Genomic DNA, 2,646 nt, shown 5'->3' with positions numbered 1-2,646 from the left:
AACATCGAGTTGCCAATGCATTGATTCAATTAGCCAGTGCGAGCGCGTAGCATCATGAAGCTCTTTCGCTGTCAGCACGGAAAACGCATGAACATCCGCGTCATGAAAGGCTTCCCAGCACGGTCGCCAAGTACTCTTGGTCCATCGCGCACATCATTCGCTTGCGTTGAATGCCGGCTTTGAAACTCTTCTCTTTCTTTAATAAATTCACAACCATTTGCCTTATTCGTGCAAAAACTTCCGCTCGGTCATCTACCCTAATTCGGCAGGCATCTTCTTTTAATCCAACATCGAGTTGCCAATGCATTGATTCAATTAGCCAGTGCGAGCGCGTAGCATCATGAAGCTCTTTCGCTGTCAGCACGGAAAACGCATGAACATCCGCGTCATGAAAGGCTTCCCAGCACGGTCGCCAAGTACTCTTGGTCCATCGCGCACATCATTCGCTTGCGTTGAATGCCGGCTTTGAAACTCTTCTCTTTCTTTAATAAATTCAAAACCATTTGCCTTATTCGTGCAAAAACTTCCGCTCGGTCATCTACCCTAATTCGGCAGGCATCTTCTTTTAATCCAACATCGAGTTGCCAATGCATTGATTCAATTAGCCAGTGCGAGCGCGTAGCATCATGAAGCTCTTTCGCTGTCAGTGCTTTTGAACTTATATAATAGCGCACAGAAATATCGGATTCGTCGGCGTGTTTGCCTTCTTGTCGAACACTCACCATGATGCCCATCGTTTTTAGTTCAGGCCAATCATAAGCCAAATCACCTAATACACTTAAATCGGTATTGATGAGTGCACATCGTGTTTCTAAACGTCCATGCGATTTCTCTTGTGATGAGTAGCTCTCACCATCAAAGTGTTGAAGCATTGAAGGCCGGTAATAATTATCAAACGCTTTGTCTAACTTACCTTGGTTTMCTTTAACAGCGAGCAAATAATCGGCATTTTTATTAATGATTTTCTGTGCGATTTTTCGCTGACAACCCATGGCATCTATAGTAATTAAACACCCAGAAATGTCGAGCAATTCCAGCAGCTTAGGTATTTCAGTGATCTCATTGGTTTTACTATTTACTTTTGACTGTCCGAGGCATACACCATTTGCGGTTGCGAACGCATTAACCATATGAATCGCAGCTTGGTCTGTTGCTCGGTTATATGAACCCCTCAGTGTTTTTCCATCAATGGCAACTACTTCACCATCCGTTAATTCATGACACGATTTCATCCATTCTATGAAGGCTTTTTGTAATGCTTTTGTACTGATGRTTCCCATCACTCTTGCAATCGTATCTGCCGAGGGTGATGTTTTACCTGAGAAGCCAAAGCGTAATAAAAAATCACGCTGCTTACGTCCATAATCACTMATACCTTTCCAGGTATCATGACCAGACAACACCGCACAAATCGTTATCAAAATAATATCTGATAACGTATGTTCAACTTTACCTTCTTGRCGAATRTCTCTAATGGAAACGAAATGCATAAATGGACTTTTATCTTCTGTCATTTTTAATCTCCTAAACGTTAGGAGACCATTAAATCGCACTGAAAATGATCAACAAATTGATCCTTTGTTTTCACTTATTTTAATTAATAAATATGGCATAACGCACGGTTTTCAGCCCTAAGTRACAACTTAGTCATTAAKTTGYTARYCCAGGCGTGGCGCGGATCTTCATGCGTTTTCCCTGGTAACACTCAATCCAAGCTGCTCAGAAGACAATCAACGAGGCGGTCAAAAAAGTGCCGCTTAATTTGGAAATCTGGTCAACTACCTTGAAATCTACCGTCTCTGATACATTTTCCTAAATCCCAATAAAACTAGAAAATGTCAAAGGGAAAGGATTCCATCAATTTTCTAGATCCAAAATTCACCTGATTCTCTCCTCCCATATCTATCGCGGACATTACGTTTCTCGCCGCTTTAAAACCACTTCTCCCTGTACCAAGGTAATAATCCTCATACTTGAAATCCGGTTCAGATCGACCTTGGATTAATCTCGCCGGAATACCTAAGCTCTCTGCAACGATAATAGCGTGTAGAGATGAACCTATAACAAATCGACTTTTTGCAATACGTTTAATAATATATTTAAGATCATCACGGGGATCAATAAGATTTTGAGTATAATCGTCAAAGAGATCAAAGTCGTTTAGGTTTGGTATAATAGTCAAATCATACCTCTTCTCTTCGGATTCATTTTGTAAACTCTCGAATAGGAGTGGTAACAATAAAGCAGGATCACCATAAACTTCAGGACAATTAATATTTTTTTTCGTTAAGAACTCTCTAGTTAATGGCCCTCTTACCGCTCTAACATCTAAATCTCTAAACTTATGTGAGGAATAAGGTATCTTTCCATTTCTACCTGTACCCCAAATTGTATCTCGATTTTTAGCGAAGTGAAGTATAGAACCCACAGTTAATAACCTTCTAGAAAGTAGAGAGAATCTATTATTAACAATGCTCTCTTTCTTCAATACTTCCTTTACAATCAATGGACCAATTATATCTCCAAAGTTATTAACGCGCTCTAACCCTTTTACTTTAAAAAAACGAGAACTCTTAAAAATTTTCTTTCTTGGGTTCCAATTGATCACTTTAACCATGATAAATTTTTAATCCTGTTACAATCAAT

2 protein-coding genes and 1 pseudogene are annotated in these 2,646 nt (G+C 39.7%); all 3 read right to left on the bottom strand.

The annotated features are described in order from the left end of the window. Window positions 1-100 precede the first annotated feature (100 nt). Window positions 101-361: pseudogene (locus BZG78_RS15210) on the bottom strand (ISAs1 family transposase); the annotation flags it as partial. A gap of 25 nt (window positions 362-386) precedes the next feature. Beyond that, window positions 387-1,514 (bottom strand): ISAs1 family transposase, encoded by a 1,128-nt coding sequence (locus tag BZG78_RS15205; protein WP_077661690.1) that lies wholly within the window; start codon window positions 1,512-1,514, stop codon window positions 387-389. Window positions 1,515-1,828: 314 nt separating this feature from the next. Next, window positions 1,829-2,617, bottom strand: a complete 789-nt coding sequence (locus BZG78_RS15200; RefSeq protein ID WP_077661689.1) for a polysaccharide pyruvyl transferase family protein — start codon at window positions 2,615-2,617, stop codon at window positions 1,829-1,831. Between the last annotated feature and the right edge of the window lie 29 nt (window positions 2,618-2,646).

Origin of the sequence: Salinivibrio sp. MA351, from assembly GCF_001996065.1 — a bacterium.
Lineage (GTDB): Bacteria > Pseudomonadota > Gammaproteobacteria > Enterobacterales > Vibrionaceae > Salinivibrio > Salinivibrio costicola.
This window is presented reverse-complemented; position numbering and strand designations above follow the sequence as displayed.

What these genes read in the sequence shown, in the direction of transcription:
- BZG78_RS15200 (WP_077661689.1), bottom strand. Translation starts at nt 2,617, where the DNA reads ATGGTTAAAGTGATCAATTGGAACCCAAGAAAGAAAATTTTTAAGAGT.